This window comes from Enterobacter sp. GD03975, assembly GCF_029838645.1.
Taxonomy (GTDB): domain Bacteria; phylum Pseudomonadota; class Gammaproteobacteria; order Enterobacterales; family Enterobacteriaceae; genus Enterobacter; species Enterobacter quasihormaechei.
Window position 1 is genome coordinate 1 of the sequence record NZ_JAOBZC010000021.1, and the last position, 20,757, is coordinate 20,757.

The 20,757-nt window shown below is 57.1% G+C and carries 19 protein-coding genes and 1 riboswitch; of the genes, 12 read left to right on the forward strand and 7 right to left on the reverse strand.

From position 1 onward, the window contains the following. Positions 1–255: 255 nt before the first annotated feature. Positions 256–1,845: a bifunctional phosphoribosylaminoimidazolecarboxamide formyltransferase/IMP cyclohydrolase gene (purH, locus tag N5C09_RS20905; RefSeq protein WP_279749805.1), complete on the forward strand. Its 1,590-nt coding sequence runs from the start codon at positions 256–258 to the stop codon at positions 1,843–1,845. A gap of 15 nt (positions 1,846–1,860) precedes the next feature. Beyond that, entirely contained in the window at positions 1,861–3,153 is a 1,293-nt protein-coding gene (gene purD, locus N5C09_RS20910; protein WP_279749806.1) for a phosphoribosylamine--glycine ligase, read from the forward strand. 47 nt (positions 3,154–3,200) lie between these two features. Here purD and N5C09_RS20915 read toward each other — a convergent pair whose 3' ends face one another. The 6 genes from N5C09_RS20915 to nudC form a co-directional block, all read right to left on the reverse strand. Continuing rightward, positions 3,201–3,893 carry a DUF1481 domain-containing protein gene (locus N5C09_RS20915; protein ID WP_028015109.1) on the reverse strand — a complete coding sequence of 231 codons (693 nt, stop codon included), beginning with the start codon at positions 3,891–3,893 and terminating at the stop codon, positions 3,201–3,203. Positions 3,894–3,904: 11 nt separating this feature from the next. Beyond that, positions 3,905–4,177, reverse strand: a complete 273-nt coding sequence (gene hupA / locus N5C09_RS20920; protein WP_002445246.1) for a nucleoid-associated protein HU-alpha — start codon at positions 4,175–4,177, stop codon at positions 3,905–3,907. Between the two features lie 186 nt (positions 4,178–4,363). After that, positions 4,364–4,954: a YjaG family protein gene (locus tag N5C09_RS20925; RefSeq protein WP_022646712.1), complete on the reverse strand. Its 591-nt coding sequence runs from the start codon at positions 4,952–4,954 to the stop codon at positions 4,364–4,366. A gap of 41 nt (positions 4,955–4,995) precedes the next feature. After that, complete coding sequence (nfi, locus tag N5C09_RS20930; protein WP_010425928.1) at positions 4,996–5,667, reverse strand: deoxyribonuclease V; 672 nt, start codon at positions 5,665–5,667, stop codon at positions 4,996–4,998. Between the two features lie 9 nt (positions 5,668–5,676). Further along, complete coding sequence (gene hemE / locus N5C09_RS20935; protein ID WP_028015107.1) at positions 5,677–6,741, reverse strand: uroporphyrinogen decarboxylase; 1,065 nt, start codon at positions 6,739–6,741, stop codon at positions 5,677–5,679. Positions 6,742–6,779: 38 nt separating this feature from the next. Then, entirely contained in the window at positions 6,780–7,553 is a 774-nt protein-coding gene (gene nudC / locus N5C09_RS20940; RefSeq protein WP_088204570.1) for an NAD(+) diphosphatase, read from the reverse strand. A 95-nt stretch (positions 7,554–7,648) separates the two neighbouring features. Here nudC and rsd point away from each other — a divergent pair, with 95 nt between their 5' ends. From rsd to N5C09_RS20990, 10 genes are all read left to right on the forward strand, one after another. Further along, positions 7,649–8,146 (forward strand): sigma D regulator, encoded by a 498-nt coding sequence (gene rsd, locus N5C09_RS20945; protein WP_193034202.1) that lies wholly within the window; start codon positions 7,649–7,651, stop codon positions 8,144–8,146. A 54-nt stretch (positions 8,147–8,200) separates the two neighbouring features. Beyond that, a riboswitch (TPP riboswitch) is annotated at positions 8,201–8,310 on the forward strand. A gap of 79 nt (positions 8,311–8,389) precedes the next feature. Then, entirely contained in the window at positions 8,390–10,285 is a 1,896-nt protein-coding gene (gene thiC / locus N5C09_RS20950) for a phosphomethylpyrimidine synthase ThiC (protein ID WP_204643753.1), read from the forward strand. Then, positions 10,285–10,926, forward strand: coding sequence for a thiamine phosphate synthase (gene thiE, locus N5C09_RS20955; RefSeq protein ID WP_063865942.1), 642 nt, complete (start codon positions 10,285–10,287; stop codon positions 10,924–10,926). The genes thiC and thiE overlap by 1 nt, the downstream gene beginning before the upstream one ends. Then, positions 10,913–11,668, forward strand: coding sequence for a HesA/MoeB/ThiF family protein (locus tag N5C09_RS20960; RefSeq protein WP_279749807.1), 756 nt, complete (start codon positions 10,913–10,915; stop codon positions 11,666–11,668). Before thiE ends, N5C09_RS20960 begins: the two co-directional genes overlap by 14 nt. Continuing rightward, a complete protein-coding gene (gene thiS, locus N5C09_RS20965) occupies positions 11,652–11,852 on the forward strand; it encodes a sulfur carrier protein ThiS (protein ID WP_063450072.1) in 201 nt (66 codons plus the stop codon). The genes N5C09_RS20960 and thiS overlap by 17 nt, the downstream gene beginning before the upstream one ends. Before the next feature lies 1 nt (position 11,853). Beyond that, the gene (gene thiG, locus N5C09_RS20970; protein WP_279749809.1) at positions 11,854–12,621 is read left to right on the forward strand and encodes a thiazole synthase; all 768 of its coding nucleotides are present in this window, start codon (positions 11,854–11,856) and stop codon (positions 12,619–12,621) included. Further along, positions 12,621–13,754, forward strand: a complete 1,134-nt coding sequence (gene thiH / locus N5C09_RS20975) for a 2-iminoacetate synthase ThiH (protein WP_279749810.1) — start codon at positions 12,621–12,623, stop codon at positions 13,752–13,754. Before thiG ends, thiH begins: the two co-directional genes overlap by 1 nt. Before the next feature lie 333 nt (positions 13,755–14,087). Further along, positions 14,088–15,629, forward strand: coding sequence for a diguanylate cyclase (locus N5C09_RS20980; protein WP_279749811.1), 1,542 nt, complete (start codon positions 14,088–14,090; stop codon positions 15,627–15,629). A 179-nt stretch (positions 15,630–15,808) separates the two neighbouring features. Further along, on the forward strand, positions 15,809–16,117 hold the full coding sequence (locus tag N5C09_RS20985) for a PTS sugar transporter subunit IIB (protein ID WP_010425948.1): 309 nt from the start codon (positions 15,809–15,811) through the stop codon (positions 16,115–16,117). Then, positions 16,117–16,434: a PTS lactose/cellobiose transporter subunit IIA gene (locus N5C09_RS20990; protein ID WP_003862327.1), complete on the forward strand. Its 318-nt coding sequence runs from the start codon at positions 16,117–16,119 to the stop codon at positions 16,432–16,434. Before N5C09_RS20985 ends, N5C09_RS20990 begins: the two co-directional genes overlap by 1 nt. Before the next feature lie 56 nt (positions 16,435–16,490). On the opposite strand, the gene rpoC is transcribed toward N5C09_RS20990, so the two are convergent. Further along, positions 16,491–20,714, reverse strand: coding sequence for a DNA-directed RNA polymerase subunit beta' (gene rpoC, locus N5C09_RS20995; RefSeq protein WP_006810528.1), 4,224 nt, complete (start codon positions 20,712–20,714; stop codon positions 16,491–16,493). Positions 20,715–20,757: the final 43 nt, after the last annotated feature.

The window sequence follows — 20,757 nt, forward strand, 5'->3', positions numbered from 1 at the left end:
TCCGCAGGCCGCAACCGCTAAATGACAGAAAAATGACTGACTGCTGCATTCCCCAGCAAAAACCCGCCTTATACCCTTTTACACACAGAGTTATCCACAGCGCTTCGAAAAAGTGAAAATATGCGAGCGTTGCGCAAACGTTTTCGTTAAAATGCTCGCGCTTAACAAGGAGGCCTCGTCAGGTGTGTTAGATGAGTTTTTCGCTGGAAAATTCATCTAACGCTCTCTGTAATCGTGAAATCCAGGGGATTTACCATGCAACAACGTCGTCCAGTCCGCCGCGCTCTGCTCAGTGTTTCTGATAAAGCCGGTATCGTCGAATTCGCTCAGGCACTTTCCGCACGGGGTGTGGAGCTGCTTTCTACAGGCGGTACCGCTCGCCTGTTAGCAGATAAAGGTCTGCCGGTAACCGAAGTGTCCGACTACACCGGTTTCCCGGAAATGATGGATGGACGCGTCAAAACCCTTCACCCGAAAGTACACGGCGGCATACTGGGCCGTCGCGGTCAGGACGACGGTATTATGGAACAGCACGACATCGCGCCTATCGATATGGTCGTTGTTAACCTCTATCCGTTTGCCCAAACCGTCGCCCGCGAAGGCTGCTCTCTGGAAGATGCGGTTGAGAATATTGATATCGGCGGCCCAACCATGGTGCGCTCCGCGGCGAAGAACCATAAAGATGTGGCCATCGTGGTGAAGAGCAGCGACTACAGCGCCATTATTAATGAGATGGATGCTAACGACGGCTCCCTCACTCTCGAAACCCGCTTCGACCTTGCGATTAAGGCGTTCGAACACACTGCCGCGTACGACAGCATGATCGCCAACTACTTCGGTAGCCTGGTGCCTGCCTACCACGGTGAAAGCAAAGATCCCTCTGGCCGCTTCCCGCGCACCCTGAACCTGAACTTCATTAAGAAGCAGGATATGCGTTACGGTGAGAACAGCCATCAGCAGGCTGCCTTCTATATAGAAGAAGATGTAAAAGAAGCCTCCGTTGCGACCGCCCAGCAGGTTCAGGGCAAAGCCCTTTCCTATAACAACATTGCCGACACCGACGCCGCGCTGGAATGCGTGAAAGCGTTCAGCGAGCCGGCCTGCGTTATCGTCAAGCACGCCAACCCGTGCGGCGTTGCGGTAAGCACTTCTATTCTGGATGCCTACGATCGCGCCTACAAAACCGACCCGACCTCCGCGTTCGGCGGCATTATCGCCTTCAACCGCGAGCTGGATGCCGAAACCGCTCAGGCCATCATCTCCCGCCAGTTTGTCGAAGTGATCATCGCGCCGTCCGCATCAGAAGAAGCGTTGAAAATCACTGCGGCAAAACAGAACGTGCGCGTGCTGGTTTGCGGTCAGTGGGCGGAACGCGTGCCGGGCCTGGACTTCAAGCGCGTGAACGGCGGTCTGCTGGTTCAGGATCGCGATTTGGGTATGGTTAAAGAAGCCGACCTGCGCGTGGTGACCAAACGTCAGCCAACCGAACAGGAGCTGCGCGACGCGCTGTTCTGCTGGAAAGTGGCGAAGTTCGTGAAGTCTAACGCCATTGTCTACGCCAAAGAGAACATGACCATCGGGATAGGCGCAGGCCAGATGAGCCGCGTTTACTCTGCGAAAATTGCCGGTATCAAAGCAGGCGACGAAGGCCTGGAAGTGAAAGGCTCCGCCATGGCCTCTGACGCCTTCTTCCCGTTCCGTGACGGTATCGACGCTGCGGCTGCGGTGGGCATCACCTGTGTGATCCAGCCTGGCGGCTCTATCCGCGACGACGAAGTGATTGGCGCTGCCGACGAACACGGCATCGCAATGATCTTTACCGACATGCGCCACTTCCGCCATTAATTCCCGGAGCAGAAAATGAAAGTATTAGTGATTGGTAACGGCGGGCGCGAGCACGCGCTGGCGTGGAAAGCGGCGCAGTCCCCGCAGGTGGAAACCGTCTTTGTGGCACCGGGTAACGCCGGTACGGCGCTGGAACCCGCGCTGCAAAACGTCGCCATCGGCGTAACGGATATCCCGGCGCTGCTGAGCTTTGCCCAGACCGAGAAGATCGATCTGACCATCGTTGGCCCGGAAGCGCCGCTGGTGATTGGCGTCGTAGACGCCTTCCGCGCCGCTGGCCTGAAAATCTTCGGCCCAACGGAAGGTGCCGCGCAGCTGGAAGGCTCAAAAGCCTTCACCAAAGATTTCCTCGCGCGTCATAACATTCCGACGGCGGAGTATCAGAACTTCACCGACGTCGAGCCCGCGCTGGCTTACCTGCGTGAAAAAGGCGCGCCGATTGTCATCAAAGCCGACGGTCTGGCCGCCGGGAAAGGCGTTATCGTGGCGATGACGCTCGAAGAAGCCGAAGCGGCAGTCCAGGATATGCTGGCAGGCAACGCCTTTGGCGATGCGGGCCACCGCATCGTGATCGAAGAATTCCTCGACGGCGAAGAGGCGAGCTTTATCGTGATGGTAGACGGCGAGCACGTTCTGCCGATGGCCACCAGCCAGGATCACAAGCGCGTGGGCAATGGCGATACCGGCCCCAACACCGGCGGGATGGGCGCTTACTCCCCTGCTCCCGTTGTTACCGATGAGGTGCATCAGCGCACCATGGACCGCATCATCTGGCCTACCGTGAAAGGGATGGCGGCGGAAGGTAACACCTATACCGGCTTCCTCTACGCAGGCCTGATGATCGACAAGCAGGGCAACCCGAAGGTGATCGAATTCAACTGCCGCTTTGGCGATCCGGAAACCCAGCCGATCATGCTGCGCATGAAATCCGACCTGGTAGATCTGTGCCTGGCGGCCTGCGAAGGCAAGCTGGACGAGAAAACCTCAGAGTGGGACGAGCGCGCGTCTCTGGGCGTAGTGATTGCTGCGGGTGGCTATCCGGGGAACTACAGCACCGGAGATGAGATCCACGGCCTGCCGCTGGAAGAGATTGACGGCGCGAAGGTGTTCCACGCCGGAACAAAGCTGGCTGAAGACGACCGCGTGCTGACCAACGGCGGTCGCGTGCTGTGTGCGACCGCGCTGGGCCAGACCGTGGCAGAAGCGCAGAAACGCGCCTATGCGCTGATGGCGGATATTCACTGGAACGGCAGCTTCAGCCGTCAGGATATCGGTTATCGTGCCATTGCGCGGGAGCAGGGGGAGTAATTACCCCCTCACCCTAACCCTCTCCCTCAAGGGAGAGGGAACTTAAATCAAAAACTTTTCTCTGTCGGCTGCCAGGTGCAGAAGTCTTCGTTCGCCACCAGCAGCAGCTGAGAGCCTTCCGGTGCCTCAAGCCACGCCACGCTCACTTCCATAGACGAATGCCGCTGACGGCGCTGAATGTGTTCGGTTGCCCAAGATTCAAGCTCAGGCTTCACCGTCTGCCCTTCGCAGGTGGTCACCGTGCCATCGGCATGCCAGCGCCCCTGGCGCAGCACAACGCGGCCCTGACGCAGCGCGTCGCTGGTCTGACGGAGCTGTTCGGCGCGGTAGCGGTAAAGGGCGACCTGATCGCTGGAAAGCTGCTGTTTCAACCCGCTGACTTCATGCTGCATAAAGCTCAGCTCGCCGTGGTCGTCGAAACGCACCTTCACGTGTTCGGGGGTCTTGCTGTAGATGTTCAGTTCAATCAGCGACAGCGCATCGCCCTGCCAGCGGTACTCTGCGGTCGAGGTGTTGCCGTTATGCCACGGGCTGAACGCGGTAAGCATATGGACTTCATCGCTGGAATCTTTGCGCCAGATCCTGACCGCGCCCTGGTTGTCAGCGTAGCCGCTGGCGGTAAACGGGGGGAGTGAGGAATCATGGCTACAGGCAGACAGCAACAGTACGCCTGCCAGCGCGAGCGTTCCACGCCAGAATGACAAAAGGGGCGTTGCCGCCCCTTCGTTAAAACTGTTCACTGCCACGCGTCTTACTTAACTGCGTCTTTCAGTGCTTTACCAGAAACAAATGCCGGCACGTTAGCTGCGGCGATTTTGATTTCTTTACCGGTCTGCGGGTTGCGGCCAGTACGCTCAGCGCGGTGGTTCACTTTGAAGGTACCGAAACCAACCAGTTGTACAGCATCGCCTTCTTTCAGAGACTCAGTAATAGCAGCCAGGGTAGATTCCAGAGCAGCTTTAGCCTGCACTTTAGACAGATCAGCCTTGTCCGCAATTACATCAATCAGTTGAGTCTTGTTCATAAGTTATCCTTTCAATGTGTTTATCGCTTGCTAAGCATCGAGTGCGACGAAAATGCCAAAAAAGCACTCTCCTGCATACACGCACCGATAGCCACTTTTTTTCGCCCCCCAAATGTAGACCAGACGGGGGGCGAAAGGGAAGAGTCGAGGAGTGACAAAACAGGCGTTAAATCACGTTTTGTTGTCTCATTGGTTAAAAATTATACCAATATTGCTCTCACCGGCCTCACGCAGGTCCGCGCGCAGCCCTTTGATCAGCTCAATATCACGCTCTTCACACTCTGCCAGCAGGCGGAAAATCTCCCACTGAATGTCCCATTCCTGTTCAACCGCCGGGTTAGCACGCAGCTCTTCGTCGGTCATTTCGCGGCCTTCCTGCGTCATTTCCAGCATCGCAACGGTCGTGATGGACGCCTTACTGACTTCAATGGCGTGCTCCAGCGTTTCACCGCTCAGACGGGAGTGGATCAGCTCGCTCAACGCCACGCAGGCATCGATAGCCGGATAAACGCCATACAGGTCGTAATCGTCCGCCGCCGGGATCGCCTCTTCCAGCTTTTCGAGCTGTGAATCGAAGTTCACCTTTGCGTCTTTCACCGTCAGCGTCTCCCAGATCAAATCCAGGATACGTCGATAAATCTGGCCTTCGCCAAACTCCGTTTGCTTACAGAACGCGGCATAGTTGGGATACATGCGCTCGCACAAGCAAGCCATAAACGTCACGTGCTGCCAGCTTTCCAGCTTCTCAAGGCGCAGATGAATCGGGTTTTGTAACATGATGATGTCTCGAATCGAAAATTAGCCGCAGTTTACCTGAATCACGGCTGAATTTCCTGCCAACGAATGAATGCCGGACGTGAAGAGGCAACGGCGTCAGCCCAGCGGGTTGGCTCCGGTAATCGATAGCCCTTCATGCAGCGCTGCACCCACGCCAGCGCGCTGTCCATGCTCACCCGATGCCCGGTGGCGATAAACAGCGGATTACAGCGCGCTTTACTGCGCCAGACCCACGCCAGCTGCTCGCCTTTATGGATAAGCGGCGCCAGCGCGCCCGGTTCGGCAGAGAGCGGCTCAAACGCGCCGCACAGGCGTTTTTTCGCTACGCCGATGGTTGGCACGTCCACCAGCAGACCAAAGTGGCTGGCGACGCCTAAGCGGCGCGGATGGGAGATACCGTGTCCATCGACAAACAGCAGGTCAGGTTTTTGCGAGAGTTGCTCCCACGCGGCCAGCAGCGCGGGGTATTCGCGGAAGGAGAGAAAGCCGGGAATATAGGGCATGGTGGTGGCGATACGCGCCACCTTGTACTCCACCAGCTCCAGCGACGGGTATTTCAGCACCACCATCGCCGCCCGCGTCACTTCACCGCCCTGCTCAAACCCGACGTCCGCCCCGCCAATGTACTGCGGGGGATCCTTATCCAGACGATCCTCGCGGATCACCGATGAAGCCAGTTCGATTTGCTGAGCGCGTAGCGACGCGAGATCCATAACCACTCCTTACTTGTGATACTGGGCAGAAAGCCGATGCACCGCCTCCACAAATACGCCTGCGTGTTCAGGCGGCACATCCTGATGAATACCGTGGCCGAGGTTGAAGACGTGGCCTTCCCCCTGGCCGAAACCAGACAGTATAGTCGACACTTCCTCTTCGATGCGGGCAGGCTGAGCATAGAGCATGGACGGGTCCATGTTGCCCTGTAGCGCCACTTTGTCGCCCACGCGACGGCGCGCATCAGCAATATCGGTGGTCCAGTCGAGGCCCAGCGCGTCGCAGCCGGTGGCCGCCATCGCTTCCAGCCATTGGCCGCCGCCTTTCGTGAACAGCGTTACCGGCACGCGGCGACCATCGTTTTCACGCAGCAGGCCATCGACGATTTTGTGCATGTAGTACAGGGAGAACTGCTGATAATCACGCCCGGTCAGCACGCCGCCCCAGGTGTCGAAAATCATCACCGACTGCGCGCCCGCTTTAATCTGCGCGTTGAGGTAGAGGGTGACGCTCTTCGCCAGCTTGTCGAGCAGCGCATGCAGCGCCAGCGGTTCGGCGTACATCATCTTTTTAATCATGGTGAAGGCTTTGCTGCTGCCGCCTTCAACCATGTAGGTGGCCAGCGTCCACGGGCTGCCGGAGAAACCAATCAGCGGCACTTCGCCCTTCAGCTCGCGGCGAATGGTGCGCACGGCGTTCATCACGTAGCCCAGCTCGCCTTCCGGATCGGGGATCGGCAGCTTATCGACGTCGGCTTTGCTTTTGATTGGGGAGGTGAAGCGCGGGCCCTCGCCGGTTTCGAAATAGAGCCCCAGGCCCATCGCGTCCGGAATGGTAAGAATGTCCGAAAAGAGAATGGCGGCATCCAGCGGGAAGCGGCGCAGCGGCTGGAGCGTCACCTCACAGGCCAGCTCGGCGTTTTTGCACAGCGACATAAAATCGCCCGCCTGCGCGCGCGTGGCTTTGTACTCTGGCAGATAGCGTCCCGCCTGGCGCATCATCCACACCGGGGTGACATCAACGGGCTGGCGCAGCAGCGCACGCAGATAACGATCGTTCTTCAGTTCGGTCATTTTGCAGTTCCTTATTGCGTCAGGCCGTCAGTGTAACACTACTCATACTCGGCCCGACACATTGCCACGGTATCTTCTATCAGGCGACGCGCCACCGTTCCCGGCGGGGGTAACAGCGGTAAATTGTCGTAGCGGTACCAGTTCGCCTCCAGCAGCTCTTTCGGGTCGATAACGATCTCGCCGCTGTCGTATTCCGCCATAAACGCGGTCATCAGGGACATCGGGAACGGCCACGGCTGGGAGGTCACGTAGCGCAGGTTTTTCACCTTGATGCTGCTCTCCTCCATCACCTCGCGCGCCACCGCCTGCTCCAGCGTTTCGCCTACTTCCACGAACCCGGCGAGGACGGTATGAATGCCGTTGCGATGACGGGTATGCTGCGCCAGCAGGATGGAATCATCACGGCGGATGGCAACGATGATGCACGGCGCGATTTGCGGATAGTAGCGTTCACGGCAGTGGCCGCAGAGCAGCGCCCATTCGGTTTTGCTTGGGTGCATGGTGTGGCCGCAGTAACCGCAGTATTTGTGCGAGCGGTAAAACTCCGCCAGCTGTACGCCGCGCCCCGCCAGCTGGAACAGGCCGACGTCCAGATCTAATACCTGACGTACGGATCCCATATCCTGACGGCGCGCCTGCTGGATCAACCACACGGGATCGCCCTGCCACTCGCCGATCTTCAGCGCGGACTGGCCCACCAGATCGAACGTTTCTGCGGCACCGTAGGGCAACTCTCCTGAGGGCAGCCATAATTTTTGTTCGTGGCTGACGATCCACCAACCCAGATCTGATTTTTCAATAATACGATCCATATCTATTGCACTACCTTCGCTTCACTGACATGTTGTTAGCATTGTGGTTACATTTTGGATAAGTAGATCCCATTCTAAACCTTATGGAGTCGACCATGTTAAACCAGCTGGAAAGCCTGACTGAGCGCGTTGGAGGAAGTAACACCCTGGTGGATCGCTGGCTACATGTGCGCAAGCATCTCCTTGTGGCGTATTACAATCTGGTCGGTCTTAAGCCTGGCAAAGAATCCTTTATGCGGCTGAATGAAAAAGCGCTGGATGATTTTTGTCAGAGCCTGGTCGACTACCTCTCCGACGGCCATTTCAACATTTATGAACGCATTATCCGCGAAATGGAAGGGACAACGCCGTATTTAGCGGCCAGCAAACTCTGTCCGCAGCTGGAAGCCAACACCCAGAAGATCATGGACTACTACGATTCCACGCTTGAGAACGCTATCGATCACGATAACTATCTTGAGTTCCAGCAGGCGCTGTCCGACCTGGGCGAAGCGCTGGAAGAGCGATTCACGCTGGAAGACAAGCTCATCGCCCTCGTGCTGGATAACAACCTGAATATCAGCAACAGCGATAACGTTGTGCGCCCTGCTTGAGTTCTTAATCGTTAACGAGTAATTTACAACCAGTCGCCCCTCTGCGGAGGGGGATTTTTCTTGTCGGAGTGCCCAGTGTGTAAGCACGGGCTGAGACCGTTAATTCGGGATCCGCGGAACCTGATCAGGTTAATACCTGCGAAGGGAACAAGAGTCACGCTGCTGTTGTTTCGCCCCTGGGGCGATCTCCTCTTGCTTCATCCGTCGTCTGACAAGCCATGTCCTTCACTTCTGGAATGAGCTATGTCTACAACAAAACTGACCCGCCGCGAACAGCGCGAACACGCGCAACGCTTCATCGACACCCTGGAAGGCACCGCTTTCCCGAACTCGAAACGCATCTACATCACCGGTTCACAGGCCGATATTCGCGTGCCAATGCGCGAAATCCAGCTCAGCCCGACGCTTATCGGCGGCAGCAAAGAGAACCCGCAGTATGAAGACAACGAAGCCGTGCCGGTGTATGACACCTCCGGCCCGTACGGCGATCCCTCTGTCGCCATCAACGTCCAGCAGGGTCTGGCAAAGCTGCGCCAGCCGTGGATTGACGCGCGTAACGACTGCGAAGAGCTGAGCGTGCGCAGCTCTGCGTACACCAACGAACGTCTGGCCGACGACGGCCTGGACGAGCTGCGCTTTACCGGCCTGCTGACGCCAAAACGCGCCAGGGCGGGCAAATGCGTAACCCAGCTGCACTACGCGCGCCAGGGGATCGTCACGCCGGAGATGGAGTTCATCGCCATTCGTGAAAACATGGGCCGCGAGCGCATCCGCAGTGAAGTACTGCGCCACCAGCACCCGGGCGAAGGCTTTGGTGCCCGCCTGCCGGAAAACATCACGCCGGAATTTGTGCGTGATGAAGTGGCTGCCGGGCGCGCCATTATCCCCGCCAACATCAACCACCCGGAATCGGAGCCGATGATTATCGGCCGCAACTTCCTGGTGAAGGTTAACGCCAACATCGGCAACTCTGCCGTCACCTCGTCCATCGAAGAAGAGGTGGAAAAGCTGGTCTGGTCGACGCGCTGGGGGGCGGACACGGTGATGGATCTCTCCACGGGGCGTTACATCCACGAAACCCGCGAATGGATCCTGCGTAACAGCCCGGTGCCGATTGGCACCGTCCCGATTTACCAGGCGCTGGAGAAGGTCAACGGCATTGCCGAAAATCTCACCTGGGAAGCGTTCCGCGACACGCTGCTGGAGCAGGCGGAACAGGGCGTGGACTACTTCACCATCCACGCGGGCGTGCTGCTGCGCTACGTGCCGATGACGGCGAAACGTCTGACCGGCATCGTCTCACGCGGTGGCTCCATCATGGCGAAGTGGTGCCTGTCTCATCATCAGGAAAACTTCCTCTACGAGCACTTCCGCGAAATCTGCGAAATCTGCGCCGCGTACGACGTCTCCCTGTCGCTGGGCGACGGCCTGCGTCCTGGCTCCATCCGCGACGCCAACGACGAGGCGCAGTTTGCCGAGCTGCACACCCTGGGCGAGCTGACCAAAATCGCCTGGGAGTATGACGTGCAGGTGATGATTGAAGGCCCGGGCCACGTGCCGATGCAGATGATCCGCCGCAACATGACCGAGGAGCTGGAGCACTGCCACGAAGCGCCGTTCTACACCCTAGGGCCGTTGACCACGGACATCGCACCGGGCTACGACCACTTCACCTCCGGGATCGGCGCGGCGATGATCGGCTGGTTCGGCTGCGCCATGCTCTGCTACGTGACGCCGAAAGAGCACCTCGGCCTGCCCAACAAAGAGGACGTGAAGCAGGGGCTGATTACCTACAAGATTGCCGCCCACGCGGCGGATCTGGCGAAAGGCCATCCGGGCGCGCAAATCCGCGATAACGCCATGTCCAAAGCGCGCTTTGAATTCCGCTGGGAAGACCAGTTTAACCTGGCGCTGGATCCGTTTACCGCCCGCGCCTATCACGATGAAACCCTGCCCCAGGAGTCGGGCAAGGTGGCGCACTTCTGCTCCATGTGCGGGCCAAAATTCTGCTCGATGAAAATCAGCCAGGAGGTGCGGGACTACGCCGCTGCGCAGACCATTGAAGTCGGTATGGCGGACATGTCGGAAACCTTCCGCGCCAGAGGCGGCGAAATTTACCTCAAAAAAGAGGAGGCGTAATGTACCAGCCCGATTTCCCCTCTGTGCCCTTCCGCTTAGGGCTTTACCCGGTGGTGGACAGCGTGGAGTGGATCGCCCGCCTGCTGGAGGCCGGCGTTCGCACCCTCCAGCTGCGCATCAAGGATAAGCGCGATGAAGAGGTGGAGGCCGACGTCGCCGCCGCCATCGCGCTGGGGCATCGCTACACTGCTCGCCTGTTTATCAACGACTACTGGCGGCTGGCCATCAAGCACCGGGCGTACGGCGTCCATCTGGGTCAGGAAGATCTGGAAACCACCGATTTGAACGCCATCCGCCAGGCTGGCCTGCGCCTTGGCGTTTCAACACACGATGACATGGAGATCGACGTGGCGCTGGCAGCCCGTCCCTCTTACATCGCCCTCGGTCACGTTTTCCCGACGCAAACCAAGCAGATGCCGTCTGCCCCGCAGGGTTTGACGCAGCTGGCGGCGCACGTGAAGCGCCTTGCCGATTATCCTACCGTCGCCATCGGCGGGATCAGCCTTGAACGTGCGCCCGCCGTACTGGAAACCGGCGTCGGCAGTATCGCCGTCGTCAGCGCTATCACCCAGGCGGCAGACTGGCAGGCCGCCACCGCACGGCTTTTACAACTGGCAGGAGCAGGCGATGAAAGATCGTGATTTTATGCGCTACAGCCGCCAGATCCTGCTGGAGGATATCGCCATTGACGGGCAGCAAAAGCTGCTCGCCAGCCGGGTACTGATTGTCGGCCTGGGCGGATTAGGCGCCCCCGCCGCGCTGTATCTGGCCGGTGCGGGCGTGGGTACGCTGGTACTGGCCGATGACGATGAAGTACACCTCAGCAACCTGCAACGGCAAATCCTCTTCACGACAGAAGATGTTAACCAGCCTAAGGCGCATGTTACGCGCCAGCGGCTGAACCAGCTTAACCCCGATATCGAACTGGTTGCGCTCCAGACGCGGCTTAGCGGGGACGAGCTGCAACGCGAAGTTGCCCTTGCCGACGCGGTGCTGGACTGCACGGACAACATGGCAACGCGTCAGGCCATCAACGCGGCCTGTGTTGCACAGAACACGCCGCTGATCACCGCGAGCGCGGTCGGTTTCGGCGGGCAGATAATGGTGCTTACGCCGCCGTGGGCGCAGGGCTGCTACCGCTGCCTGTGGCCGGACGAGGCTGAACCGGAGCGTAACTGCCGCACGGCAGGCATTCTTGGCCCGGTGGTGGGCGTGATGGGCACCCTCCAGGCGCTGGAGGCCATCAAGCTGCTCAGCGGCATGGAGACAGCGCGCAACACGCTCCGGCTGTTCGACGCCCGTTCCGGCGGCTGGCGCCATCTGGCGTTAAGCCGCGCCAGCCACTGCCCGGTATGCGGAGGCCGCAATGCGCATTCTGTTTAACGATGAGCCGATGACGTGCGACGACGGTCTCACCGTTGCCGCCCTGCTCGACACGCTGCGCCAGCTGAAGCCGGGAACGGCGCTGGCGCTCAATCAACAGATCCTGCCGCGCGAGCAGTGGGAACGTCAGCAGGTCAATGAAGGCGACCAGATCCTGCTGTTTCAGGTTATCGCAGGGGGCTGAGATGTTACGTATTGCCGATAAAGTCTTTGATTCACATCTGTTTACCGGAACCGGAAAGTTCGCCTCCCCGCAGCTGATGGTGGATGCCATCCGAGAAAGCGGCAGCCAGCTGGTGACGCTGGCGATGAAGCGCGTGGACCTTCGCCAGCACAACGATGCCATTCTTGTACCGTTGTTGGAAGCCGGCGTCACGCTGCTGCCTAACACCTCCGGTGCGAAAACGGCCGAGGAGGCGATTTTCGCCGCACAGCTGGCCTGGGAAGCGCTCGGCACCCGCTGGCTGAAGCTGGAAATTCACCCGGATGCGCGCTGGCTGCTGCCGGACCCGATAGAGACCCTGAAAGCCGCAGAAAAGCTGGTACAGCAGGGTTTTACCGTTCTGCCTTACTGCGGCGCAGACCCCGTGCTGTGCAAGCGTCTGGAAGAGGTCGGCTGCGCCGCCGTTATGCCGCTGGGGGCGCCCATTGGCTCTAATCAGGGGCTGGAAACCCGCGCGATGCTGGAGATCATTATTGAGCAGGCTACCGTGCCCGTGGTGGTGGATGCGGGCATCGGCGTACCCAGCCACGCCGCGCAGGCGCTGGAAATGGGTGCCGATGCGGTGCTGGTTAATACCGCGATTGCGGTGGCCGACGATCCGGTGATGATGGCGCGCGCGTTCCGCCTTGCGGTGGAGTCCGGTCTGCTGGCACGGCAGTCCGGTCCTGGCTCGCGCAGCCTTCATGCACAGGCCACCAGCCCGCTGACCGGTTTTCTGGAGGCGCTCTGATGGCTACCTTTACCGATCGCTGGCGTCAGCTTCACTGGGACGATATTGCCTTACGCATCAACAGTAAAACCTCTGCGGACGTAGAGCGGGCGTTAACAGCCCGTCATCTGACCCGCGAGGATTTGATGGCTCTGCTTTCTCCGGCAGCCAGCGCATATCTGGAACCGATGGCGCAGCGCGCTCAACGCCTTACCCGCCAGCGCTTTGGCAACACGGTGAGCTTTTACGTGCCGCTCTATCTTTCTAACCTGTGCGCCAACGACTGTACCTACTGTGGCTTCTCCATGAGCAACCGCATTAAGCGTAAAACGCTGGATGAGCATGAGATCGCCCGCGAGTGTGGCGCTATTCGTGAGATGGGATTTGAACATCTTTTGCTGGTGACGGGTGAACATCAGAGCAAAGTGGGGATGGACTATTTTCGCCAGCATCTTCCGGCCATTCGCCGCGAATTTGCCTCATTGCAGATGGAAGTACAGCCGCTGTCGCAGGAGGAGTATGCGGAGCTGAAAACCCTCGGGCTGGACGGCGTAATGGTTTATCAGGAAACCTACCATGAGGCGACTTATGCCCGGCATCACCTGAAAGGGAAGAAGCAGGATTTCTTTTTCCGGCTGGAAACCCCGGACAGGCTGGGGCGCGCCGGCATCGACAAAATTGGGCTGGGCGCGCTTATCGGTCTGTCTGACAGCTGGCGGGTGGATTGCTATATGGTGGCGGAGCATCTGCTGTGGCTACAGCAGCACTACTGGCAAAGCCGCTATTCCATCTCGTTCCCGCGGCTGCGTCCGTGTACGGGAGGCGTTGAACCTGCCTCGATAATGGATGAGCGCCAGCTGGTGCAAACAATATGCGCCTTTCGCCTGTTCGCGCCGGAAGTGGAACTGTCGCTCTCCACGCGTGAATCCCCGGCGTTTCGCGACCGCGCGATCCCACTGGCGATCAACAATGTCAGCGCCTTTTCCAAAACGCAGCCAGGCGGTTACGCGGACGATCGCCCGGAACTGGAACAGTTTACGCCTCACGACGGACGACGGCCCGAAGCGGTGGCGGAAGCACTGGCTGCACAGGGCCTACAGCCGGTGTGGAAAGACTGGGACAGCTGGCTGGGAAGAGCCTCGCATTTGCGCTGAAACTGCCTGCAAAATCGCGAAAAGGTTACGAGGCGGCTCGTGAGATCAAAACCGGGCGATTGAGGAAATCCGTCCGGTTTTCTTATGATTAACCCCGTCAGCAACGGACGCTGACCAGGGTGAAAATGCTTCTTCCTCGTTTCGCCCTGCCCTCCGCCTCTTAAAAAAAATTTCAATCGTTAAAATAAATGCGACTTTTCTTAGCTACTCTTAAGATAAATCATCTCGTTGGAAGTCGCCTTCTGTATAATTTACTACCAGCAACCGGACAGCGACTATGCTGAGGATATCGACAGACGCAACGCGCCTACCATCTGGACTGATGTACAACTCATGGCACTCCACAGTAAAAAGCTCTCTTTTACCCGCCCCATTATGGTCAGCTTCGCGGGGATCCTCTTCAGCTTCGTGCTGATCGCGATCCTGGTCATCCTTTCACAACGAAAGGATTTTCTTGAGGATTATCATAAAATTAATGGTAACTTCACCCATAATCTGGCGGTGAACTATACCGAGTCCATTCTGCGGGAAAATGACTATATTCTTGGTCGCGCGGCGATGTACTACGCCCGTAATGACAGAGTGAATCAGACGTTAAATATCGATCCGGCACACGGTTTGCAGATGTTAATGCATTTGCAGAATCTGATGCCGACGGTGTCGTCTATCTCTCTGGCGGACACGGAGGGTCGCCATCTGCGCGCGCCGGAAGTCCTGCCAACGGAGAAGAGTCAGACGTTCGATGCACGCACCCGCCCGTGGTTTATCGGGCAAGCGGAAGCCAGTAACTTTCCGCACTACACCCGCCCCTATCTGGACTATTTCACCCAACATCCCACCGTCACCCTCTATAAGCCGGTCATTTCACCGGAAGGCCGTCTGAAGGGCACGCTCGCTTTCCATCTTGATTTAACCTCCATGGGATATACCCTGCGCCAGATGGTAGCTCCCGTACAGGGTGAGTTTTTCGTCGTCGAACGTGACGGCGCCGTTGTGCTTCATCCGGACACGGGGGCGCTCTTTAAGCAGTACGTCAGCGAAGCGCTGATGGACAAAATGACCAGCGGCGAAGGCTATCTCTTCGATTCCAAAAGCAAGACCTGGTATTACTACTACTCGTTCACCAATCCGGACTGGTTTGTAATTTATCGGGTTTCCGATGCCACGCTATCCGTCATCACCCGGCATGAAACCACCGTCGTCGGCTGGGGATTTGCGCTGGCGGCAATCATCATCATTCTGTTCGGACTGTATCTTCGTCATGCCTCACGTTCAGTGCTGATAAACATTATCAACGCCATCAAAACCGGCGACGTCAACCAGGCGCCACGTCTTGAGGCGATGCTCAGCCATACCATTCGAACCAATAAAGAACGGGAGCTGGCCTATGTCCGTCAGGCCACCCATGATGCGCTGACAGGCTGTAAAAACCGCCGAGCCTTCGACAACGATGTGGATGCGTTGATGGCCGCTCATCAACCCTTCGCTCTGGCGCTGGTCGACATTGATAACTTCAAATCCATTAACGACACCTGGGGCCACCTGAGCGGGGATATCGTTCTGCGTAACGTCGCGCGCGAAGGCATTCAGATCATGCAGCCGCACCACGTCTCGGTTTATCGCTACGGTGGAGAAGAGTTCGGGGTGATTTTCCCGGCCGAGCTGATGAACTCCGCGCACGCGCTACTGGAAGCCTGGCGCACCGCCGTGGAAAAACGGACCTGGCGGGAAGAGAACCTGCGGGTGACCTTCAGCGCGGGGTTGGGTGAATGGCACTTCGAACCGCTGGAACAATTTGTCGGTAGCGTAGATGAAGCGCTGTATACCGCTAAACAACAGGGTAAAAACCGCATCATAAGCACGGCCAGCCGATAATCTCCTCCTGAAATTCTGCCCGTTCTGACGGGCAGAATGCTCTCCTGCGTTAAATTGTAACCGGTTTCAGAAAAATGCCGATTTCTTTGTGATGCCTGACACACAATCGCGGTAAAGCGGTTGTTGAAGCGCTCTGCACGGGATAATTATCAATAAACACATGTAGATCGAGGCTGACTATGAAGAACATCGTTTTATGCTGTGCAGCGGGAATGTCAACCAGCATGCTGGTTCAACGTATGAAAGATGCCGCGCAGAAAAAAGGAGTCGAAGTAACCATTAAAGCCGTTCCGGTCGCGGAATTTAAAGACAACATCGCGACGGCTGATATCGTATTACTGGGGCCACAGGTGAAATACGAACAGGCAAAACTCCAGGCGCAGGCCGATCCGCTCGGGAAAAAGGTCGCGGTTATCGACATGATGGATTACGGCATGATGAAAGGTGATGCCGTACTGGAAAAAGCGCTTAAACTGCTGGAGTCATAATGGAAGACTTAGAAACCACCATCATGGAGCTATTGGTCAATGCAGGTGCGGCGCGCAGTGCGGCCCTGACAGCGTTGCAAATGGCACGAAAAGGCGACTTTGACGAAGCCGAAAAAGCGATGGAAGAGTCGCGCGAGTATGTGAAACATGCGCATACGATCCAGACGCAGCTCATCGGGCTCGATGAAGGGACAGGAAAACTTCCGGTTAACCTGATCACCGTTCACTCTCAGGACCACCTGATGAACGCGATGGTTATCCAGGATCTGGCGGGCGACATGATTGAGCTTTATCGACGCATCCCGCTGGTAAACTGAAAATGCAGATATAAAAAAACCCGCCGAGGCGGGTTTTTTATTTACGGCATCAACGATTACTCGTTGTCGGAACCGCCCAGACCTGCGTTCAGCAGTTCTGCAAGGCTCGCGGATGCATCTTCGGCAGTTACCTGCGGTGCAGCTGGCAGTTCGCCCGCTGCGCGACGACGCATACGATCCTGGTGGTACGCATAACCGGTACCGGCCGGGATCAGACGACCCACGATAACGTTCTCTTTCAGACCGCGCAGTTCATCACGTTTACCTGCAACAGCCGCTTCGGTCAGGACACGCGTGGTTTCCTGGAACGATGCTGCGGAGATGAAGGACTCGGTTGCCAGAGACGCTTTGGTGATACCCAGCAGATCGCGTGCGAAGGTCGCACCGATTTTGCCGTTCGCTTCCAGATCGCGGTTAGCGATCTTAACGCGTGAGTATTCAACCTGCTCGCCTTCCAGGAAGTCGGAGCTGCCCGCGTTTTCGATGGTGGCTTTACGCAGCATCTGACGAACGATAACTTCGATGTGTTTATCGTTAATCTTAACGCCTTGCAGACGGTATACGTCCTGTACTTCGTTAACGATGTAACGAGTAACAGCATGCACACCACGCAGACGCAGGATGTCGTGCGGCGCTTCTGGACCGTCGGAAACCACGTCACCACGTTCTACGCGTTCACCTTCGAACACGTTGAGCTGACGCCACTTAGGAATCATCTCTTCGTACGGCTCGCTGCCATCTACAGGCGTGATAACCAGACGGCGCTTACCTTTGGTCTCTTTGCCGAAGGAGATGATACCGCTGATTTCAGCCAGGATTGCAGGCTCTTTCGGACGACGTGCTTCGAACAGGTCCGCAACGCGTGGCAGACCACCGGTGATGTCCTTGGTACCGCCGGATTCCTGAGGAATACGCGCCAGGGTGTCACCAGAGCTGATCTGTACGCCATCTTCCAGCTGTACAATCGCTTTACCCGGCAGGAAGTACTGCGCAGGCATATCGGTACCAGGGATCAGAACGTCGTTACCCTGAGCATCAACGATTTTCAGTGCAGGACGCAGATCTTTACCGCCGGTAGTACGTTCAGCAGAATCCAGAACCACCAGAGAAGACAGACCGGTCAGCTCGTCGGTCTGACGAGTAATGGTCTGGCCGTCAATCATGTCAGTAAAGCGGATGAAACCACTTACTTCGGTGATTACCGGCATGGTGTGCGGATCCCAGTTTGCAACGGTTTCACCGCCGGCAACCTGCTCGCCATCACCTTTCGCCATAACCGCACCGTAAGGCACTTTATAGCTCTCTTTGGTACGACCGAATTCGTCGATCAGCTTCAGCTCGGTGTTACGAGAGGTCACAACCAGCTTGCCTGCGGAGTTAACAACAGACTTCGCGTTGCTGAGCTTGATGCTACCTTTGTTTTTCACCTGGATGCTGGATTCAGCAGCCGCACGAGATGCCGCACCACCGATGTGGAACGTACGCATCGTCAGCTGTGTACCCGGCTCACCGATGGACTGTGCCGCGATAACGCCGATGGCTTCACCTTTGTTGATGATGTGGCCACGCGCCAGGTCACGACCGTAGCAGTGCGCACACACACCAAAGTCGGTGTCACAGGATACAACGGAACGTACCTTCACGGAGTCAACAGAGTTCGCTTCCAGCAGGTCACACCACTGTTCGTGCAGCAGGGTGTTGCGTGGAACCAGAATGTCTGCGGTGCCCGGCTTCAGAATGTCTTCCGCGGTCACACGACCCAGTACGCGATCGCGCAGCGGCTCTTTAACATCACCACCCTCGATAACCGGGGTCATGGTGATACCTTCGAGGGTGCCACAATCGTCTTCGGTCACAACCAGATCCTGCGCAACGTCAACCAGACGACGCGTCAGATAACCGGAGTTCGCAGTTTTCAGTGCGGTATCCGCCAGACCTTTACGCGCACCGTGCGTGGAGATGAAGTACTGGAGTACGTTCAGACCTTCACGGAAGTTCGCGGTGATTGGCGTTTCGATGATGGAGCCATCTGGCTTCGCCATCAGACCACGCATACCTGCCAGCTGACGAATCTGTGCCGCAGAACCACGCGCACCGGAGTCGGCCATCATGTAGATGCTGTTGAAGGAAACCTGCTGCTCTTCGACGCCGTCACGGTTAATCACGGTTTCGGTTTGCAGGTTGTCCATCATCGCTTTGGATACACGATCGTTCGCCGCTGCCCAGATATCGATAACTTTGTTGTAACGTTCGCCTGCGGTTACCAGACCAGACTGGAACTGCTCCTGGATTTCAGCAACTTCAGCTTCCGCTTCAGAGATGATCTCGTGTTTCTTCTCTGGGATGACCATGTCATCGATACCAACAGATGCACCTGAACGCGCTGCATAAGCAAAGCCGGTGTACATTGTCTGGTCAGCGAAGATAACGGTCGGCTTCAGACCCAAAATGCGGTAACAGGTGTTCAGCATTTTGGAGATCGCTTTCTTGCCCAGCGCCTGGTTGACGATGGAGAAAGGCAGACCTTTCGGTACGATCATCCACAGAATCGCACGACCAACGGTCGTGTCTTTCAGGCTGGTGTGCGCAACGAATTCGCCGTTTTCATCTTTTTCGTATTCGGTGATACGCACTTTAACGCGCGCATGCAGAGAGGCCAGGCCAGCGCGATAAATACGCTCAGCTTCTTTAGGGCCAGTCAGCACCATGCCTTCGCCTTTGGCGTTAACACAGTCACGGGTCATGTAGTACAGACCCAGTACAACGTCCTGAGAAGGAACGATGATTGGTTCACCGTTCGCTGGAGACAGAATGTTGTTGGTAGACATCATCAGCGCACGCGCTTCGAGCTGGGCTTCCAGCGTCAGCGGTACGTGAACAGCCATCTGGTCACCATCGAAGTCGGCGTTATAAGCCGCACAAACCAGCGGGTGCAGCTGGATAGCTTTACCTTCGATCAGTACCGGCTCAAATGCCTGGATACCCAGACGGTGCAGGGTTGGTGCACGGTTCAGCAGTACCGGGTGTTCGCGGATCACTTCGTCCAGGATATCCCAAACGACAGCTTCTTCACGCTCAACCATTTTCTTAGCGGCTTTGATGGTGGTGGCGAGGCCACGCAGCTCCAGCTTGCCGTAGATGAACGGTTTGAACAGCTCCAGTGCCATTTTCTTCGGCAGACCGCACTGATGCAGACGCAGGTATGGACCTACGGTGATTACAGAACGACCGGAGTAGTCAACACGCTTACCGAGCAGGTTCTGACGGAAACGACCCTGCTTACCTTTGATCATGTCGGCCAAAGATTTCAGAGGACGTTTGTTCGAACCGGTGATCGCACGACCGCGACGACCGTTATCCAACAGGGCATCGACTGCTTCCTGAAGCATACGTTTTTCGTTGCGTACGATGATGTCCGGCGCAGCCAGATCCAGCAGACGTTTCAGACGGTTGTTACGGTTGATTACGCGACGGTACAGATCGTTCAGATCTGACGTTGCGAAACGACCACCATCCAGCGGAACCAGCGGACGCAGATCTGGCGGCAGAACCGGCAGAACGGTCAGGATCATCCACTCTGGCTTGTTACCAGACTGAACGAACGCTTCCAGCAGTTTGATACGCTTGGTCAGCTTTTTACGCTTGGTTTCGGAGTTGGTTTCATTCAGCTCTTCGCGCAGCGTTTCACACTCTTGCTCCAGATCCATGCTCTTCAGCAGGGCCTGAATAGCTTCCGCACCCATCTTCGCGTCAAATTCGTCACCGAACTCTTCCAGCGCGTCCAGATACTGTTCTTCGGTCAGGATCTGGTTACGTTCCAGATTCGTCATCCCGCCTTCGATAACCACGTAAGATTCGAAGTACAGAACACGTTCGATATCGCGCAGCGGCATATCCAGCAGCAGGCCGATACGGGACGGCAGAGATTTCAGGAACCAGATGTGAGCGGTCGGAGACGCCAGCTCGATGTGGCCCATACGCTCACGGCGTACTTTGGTCTGGGTCACTTCAACGCCGCACTTCTCACAGATCACACCACGGTGTTTCAGGCGCTTGTACTTACCGCACAGGCACTCGTAGTCTTTTACTGGCCCGAAAATACGCGCACAGAAAAGGCCGTCACGCTCAGGTTTGAACGTACGGTAGTTAATGGTTTCCGGCTTTTTAACTTCACCGAAAGACCATGAACGGATCATGTCTGGCGAAGCCAGAGCAATTTTGATCGCATCAAACTCTTCGGTTTTAGTTTGCGCTTTCAGAAACTTTAATAAGTCTTTCACGGATTTGCTCCCGTCGGAGTTAGCACACTCTGCTGTCGGGCGT

Bases quoted from the DNA above. Each gene is read 5' to 3' on its own strand.
- thiC (WP_204643753.1), top strand. From the start codon at position 8,390: ATGTCTACAACAAAACTGACCCGCCGCGAACAGCGCGAACACGCGCAA.
- N5C09_RS20925 (WP_022646712.1), bottom strand. From the start codon at position 4,954: ATGTTACAAAACCCGATTCATCTGCGCCTTGAGAAGCTGGAAAGCTGG.
- N5C09_RS20990 (WP_003862327.1), top strand. From the start codon at position 16,117: ATGGAAGACTTAGAAACCACCATCATGGAGCTATTGGTCAATGCAGGT.
- nfi (WP_010425928.1), bottom strand. From the start codon at position 5,667: ATGGATCTCGCGTCGCTACGCGCTCAGCAAATCGAACTGGCTTCATCG.
- N5C09_RS20980 (WP_279749811.1), top strand. From the start codon at position 14,088: ATGGCACTCCACAGTAAAAAGCTCTCTTTTACCCGCCCCATTATGGTC.
- hupA (WP_002445246.1), bottom strand. From the start codon at position 4,177: ATGAACAAGACTCAACTGATTGATGTAATTGCGGACAAGGCTGATCTG.
- nudC (WP_088204570.1), bottom strand. From the start codon at position 7,553: ATGGATCGTATTATTGAAAAATCAGATCTGGGTTGGTGGATCGTCAGC.
- N5C09_RS20960 (WP_279749807.1), top strand. From the start codon at position 10,913: ATGAAAGATCGTGATTTTATGCGCTACAGCCGCCAGATCCTGCTGGAG.
- N5C09_RS20985 (WP_010425948.1), top strand. From the start codon at position 15,809: ATGAAGAACATCGTTTTATGCTGTGCAGCGGGAATGTCAACCAGCATG.
- rsd (WP_193034202.1), top strand. From the start codon at position 7,649: ATGTTAAACCAGCTGGAAAGCCTGACTGAGCGCGTTGGAGGAAGTAAC.
- thiH (WP_279749810.1), top strand. From the start codon at position 12,621: ATGGCTACCTTTACCGATCGCTGGCGTCAGCTTCACTGGGACGATATT.
- thiG (WP_279749809.1), top strand. From the start codon at position 11,854: ATGTTACGTATTGCCGATAAAGTCTTTGATTCACATCTGTTTACCGGA.
- thiE (WP_063865942.1), top strand. From the start codon at position 10,285: ATGTACCAGCCCGATTTCCCCTCTGTGCCCTTCCGCTTAGGGCTTTAC.
- thiS (WP_063450072.1), top strand. From the start codon at position 11,652: ATGCGCATTCTGTTTAACGATGAGCCGATGACGTGCGACGACGGTCTC.
- purH (WP_279749805.1), top strand. From the start codon at position 256: ATGCAACAACGTCGTCCAGTCCGCCGCGCTCTGCTCAGTGTTTCTGAT.
- purD (WP_279749806.1), top strand. From the start codon at position 1,861: ATGAAAGTATTAGTGATTGGTAACGGCGGGCGCGAGCACGCGCTGGCG.
- hemE (WP_028015107.1), bottom strand. From the start codon at position 6,741: ATGACCGAACTGAAGAACGATCGTTATCTGCGTGCGCTGCTGCGCCAG.